Genomic DNA, 4,182 nt, shown 5'->3' with positions numbered 1-4,182 from the left:
CGGGCAAAGAAGGCCGATGCTTTTTTTAGGAAGTCGTTGTCCTGGCGAAGTTGAAGGTTCTGCGCTTCGAGCTCCCGGATACGCTGTTGCTCGGGCGTCAGCGGCTTACCAATGCCGCGCTGGCCCGACAGTTCCGCTTCATATTGATCGAGCCAGCGCCTGACGGCGCTATCAGTCAGCTCCATATCACGGCAGACCTGAGACACGCTCAGGTGCTGCTCTCGAATCATCTTGACGATCTGCAGCTTAAACGCCGCGTCGAACGATCGCCTAGTCTTGGCTTTGGTCATTTCTATTCCTGTGAGACATTGATTTCCCTCATCGGGATGTCTTTCGAAATTAGACCAGCACAATGTTTGAGCACACGCACTGCCCTGCTGTCTCGCAATGATGCTTTGCATGCCCTTTCCATAGCGCACTGGCTAAAACAAGGGTTGCGTTTTTTCCCTCAACGCTCATCCGGACCTCGCAGCGCTTCGTCCGGAAAAAAACTCAGCGCCGCCGCAAGCGGAATCCAACAATCAGGAATCCCAACAACCAAAGCGCCCATGGTGCATTGGCAGGGACAGGCTCTATGGTTGCACTTCTTGGCTGGATGGCGTGAGTGGTTTCGCACGCGCCGGCCGGATCACAGATTGGATCGGGATCGCCAGGATCGCCACCGCCCGTACCACTGACAAAGTTGCTGACAGTTCCACTAGCGGGGTTAGCGACACGGGCGCTGTAGGTCACACTTCGGCTTCCGTTCGTTTCGCCGCTGGGGAGCGTGAAAGTGTTGGTGGCCGGATCGTGGATAAAGCCTGCTGAGTTGGCCCCTATCGCCTCGAACCTCAACTTGCTATCGAGCAGATCGTTCAATACCACGGCACTTCTTGTAGGTCCGTTGGTTATGTTCACCGTCAGTGTGTATTGCACCAATTGACCTGGCTGCACCGTTTCACCGCTAGGTGGGTTGGAGCTCTTGCGGATGGTCACTACCGGGTCAACCGGATTGGTGGTTCGGCAAGTTGCTGCGGCATCACAGGTTGGATCGGGCCTGCCCGGATCCCCGCCGCCCGTGGCGCTGACAAAGTTGCTCACTGCACCGCTCGCGGTGTTGGAGACACGCGCGCTGTAGGTCACGCTTCTGCTGCCGTTGGCTGCGCCACTGGGCAAGGTAAACGTGTTGGTGGCCGGATCGCGCACAAAGTCCGCCGGGTTGGCCAGGATTGCTTCAAACGCCAATTGACTGTCGAGCAGATCGCTCAGCACCACCGCACTCCGTGTAGGGCCGTTGACCACGTTCACCGTCAGCGTGTATTGCACCAGTTGACCCGGCAATACGCGCTGCCCGCTTGGCGGGTTGGAACTCTTGCTGATGGTCACTACCGGGTCAATCGGGTTGGTGGTTCGGCAGGTCGCGGCCGCATCACACGTTGGGTCTGGGCGACCTGGGTCCCCTCCTCCTGTGGCACTGACGAAGTTGCTGACCGCGCCACCGGCGGTACTGGACACCATGGCGCTGTAGGTCACACTTCGGCTGCCATTGGTTGCGCCCACAGGGAGCGTGAAGGTGTTGGTGGCGGGGTCGCGCACAAACCCATCGGTGTTGGTCACGATGGTGTCAAAGGTCAACTGACTGTCTAACAAGTCGCTCAACACCACTGGGCTACGGGTTGGGCCATTGAGCACGTTCACCGTCAAGGTGTATTGCACCAGTTGCCCTGGTGTCACGGGTTGCCCGCTCACCGGGTTGGAGCTCTTGCTGATGGTCACCAACGGATCAACTGGGTTGGTCGTCCGGCAAGTTGCCGCTGGATCACAGACAGGGTCAGGACGACCAGGGTCACCTCCTCCCGTCGCACTGACGAAGTTGCTCACTGCACCGCTGGCTGTATTGGAGACCACAGCGCTGTAGGTGATGCTGCGGCTGCCATTGGCCGCGCCAACGGGAAGCGTAAAGCTGTTGGTCGCGGGGTCACGCACAAAACCCGCTGGGTTGGTCACGATGGCGCTGAACGTCAACTGGCTATCCAGCAGATCGCTCAACACAACTGGGCTTCTTGTTGGGCCATTGGCCACGTTCACCGTCAGCGTGTACTGCACCAATTGGCCTGGCACTACGCCCTGACCGCTTGCCGGGTTGGAGCTCTTACTGATCGTCACTACCGGGTCAATCGAGTGAGCAGTTCGGCAACCCGATGGGGTGGCACATACTGGATCGGGACGACCAGGGTCACCTCCTCCCGTCGCGCTAACGAAGTTGCTCACTGCACCACTGGCCGTATTGGAAACCAAGGCGCTGTAAGTGATGCTGCGGCTGCCGTTGGCAGCGCCCACAGGAAGCGTGAAGCTGTTGGTAGCCGGGTCACGTACAAAGCCTGCCGGGTTGGTCACGATAGCGCTGAACGTCAACTGGCTATCCAGCAGATCGTTCAACACAACTGGGCTTCTTGTTGGGCCATTCGCTACGTTCACAGTCAGCGTGTATTGCACCAATTGCCCTGGCGTCACAACTTGCCCGCTTGGCGGGTTGGAGCTCTTGTTGATCGTTACGACTGGATCAATCGAGTGAGCTGTCCGGCAACCCGATGGGGTGGCACATACTGGATCAGGTCTGCCAGGGTCGCCTCCTCCCATCGCACTGACGAAGTTGCTGACCGCCCCACTCGCCGTATTGGAGACCAAAGCACTGTAGGTGATGCTGCGACTGCCGTTGGCCGCGCCAGCAGCAAGCGTAAAGCTGTTGGTAGCCGGGTCACGTACAAAGCCTGCCGGGTTGGTCGCGATAGCGCTGAATGTCAACTGGCTATCCAGCAAATCGTTCAACACAACTGGGCTTCTTGTTGGACCATTGGCCACGTTCACGGTCAAGGTGTATTGCACCAGTTGCCCTGGCGTCACAACTTGCCCGCTTGGCGGGTTGGAGCTCTTGCTGATCGTTACGACTGGATCAATCGAGTGAGCTGTCCGGCAACCCGATGGGGTGGCACACACTGGATCAGGTCTGCCAGGGTCGCCTCCTCCCGTCGCACTGACGAAGTTGCTCACCGCACCGCTGGCTGTATTGGAGACCAAGGCGCTGTAAGTGATGCTGCGACTGCCGTTGGCCGCGCCAGCAGCAAGCGTAAAGCTGTTGGTAGCCGGGTCACGTACAAAGCCTGCCGGGTTGGTCACGATAGCGCTGAATGTCAACTGGCTATCCAGCAAATCGTTCAACACAACTGGGCTTCTTGTTGGACCATTGGCCACGTTCACGGTCAAGGTGTATTGCACCAGTTGCCCTGGCGTCACAACCTGCCCGCTCGGTGGATTCGAGCTCTTGCTGATCGTTACGACTGGATCAATCGAGTGAGCTGTCCGGCAACCCGATGGGGTGGCACACACTGGATCGGGGCGACCAGGATCGCCTCCGCCAGTCGCACTGACGAAATTGCTCACCGCCCCACTCGCCGTATTGGAGACCAAAGCGCTGTAGGTGATGCTGCGACTGCCATTGGCGGCGCCAGCAGCAAGCGTAAAGCTGTTGGTAGCCGGGTCACGTACAAAGCCCGCTGGATTGGTCACGATAGCGCTGAACGTCAACTGGCTATCCAGCAAATCGTTCAATACAACTGGGCTTCTTGTTGGACCGTTCGCTACGTTCACCGTCAGCGTGTATTGCACCAACTGCCCTGGCGTCACGGTCTGACCGCTTGGCGGGTTGGAGCTCTTGCTGATCGTTACGACTGGATCAATCGAATGAGCCGTCCGGCAACCCGATGGGGTGGCACACACTGGATCAGGTCTGCCAGGGTCGCCTCCTCCCGTCGCACTGACGAAGTTGCTCACTGCACCGCTGGCTGTATTGGAGACCAAGGCGCTGTAAGTGATGCTGCGGCTGCCGTTGGCTGCACCCACAGGGAGCGTGAAGCTGTTGGTTGCCGGGTCACGTACAAAGCCCGCCGGGTTGGTCACGATGGCGCTGAACGTCAACTGGCTATCCAGCAAATCGTTCAACACAACTGGGCTTCTTGTTGGACCATTGGCCACGTTCACGGTCAAGGTGTATTGCACCAATTGCCCTGGTGTCACAACTTGCCCACTCGGCGGGTTGGAGCTCTTACTGATCGTCACGACTGGATCAATCGAATGAGCTGTCCGGCAACCCGATGGGGTGGCACACACTGGATCAGGTCTGCCAGGGTCGCCTCCTCCCGTCGC

At 58.7% G+C, this 4,182-nt stretch carries 1 protein-coding gene and 1 pseudogene; both read right to left on the bottom strand.

The genetic code is table 11. The features are described from left to right. A pseudogene (locus tag G518_RS0133195) lies at positions 1–290 on the bottom strand (transposase); the annotation flags it as partial. Between the two features lie 202 nt (positions 291–492). Then, a complete protein-coding gene (locus tag G518_RS40585; RefSeq protein WP_169458043.1) occupies positions 493–4,095 on the bottom strand; it encodes a DUF7927 domain-containing protein in 3,603 nt (1,200 codons plus the stop codon). Positions 4,096–4,182: the final 87 nt, after the last annotated feature.

Origin of the sequence: Ottowia thiooxydans DSM 14619, from assembly GCF_000422885.1 — a bacterium.
Lineage (GTDB): Bacteria > Pseudomonadota > Gammaproteobacteria > Burkholderiales > Burkholderiaceae_C > Ottowia > Ottowia thiooxydans.
This window is presented reverse-complemented; position numbering and strand designations above follow the sequence as displayed.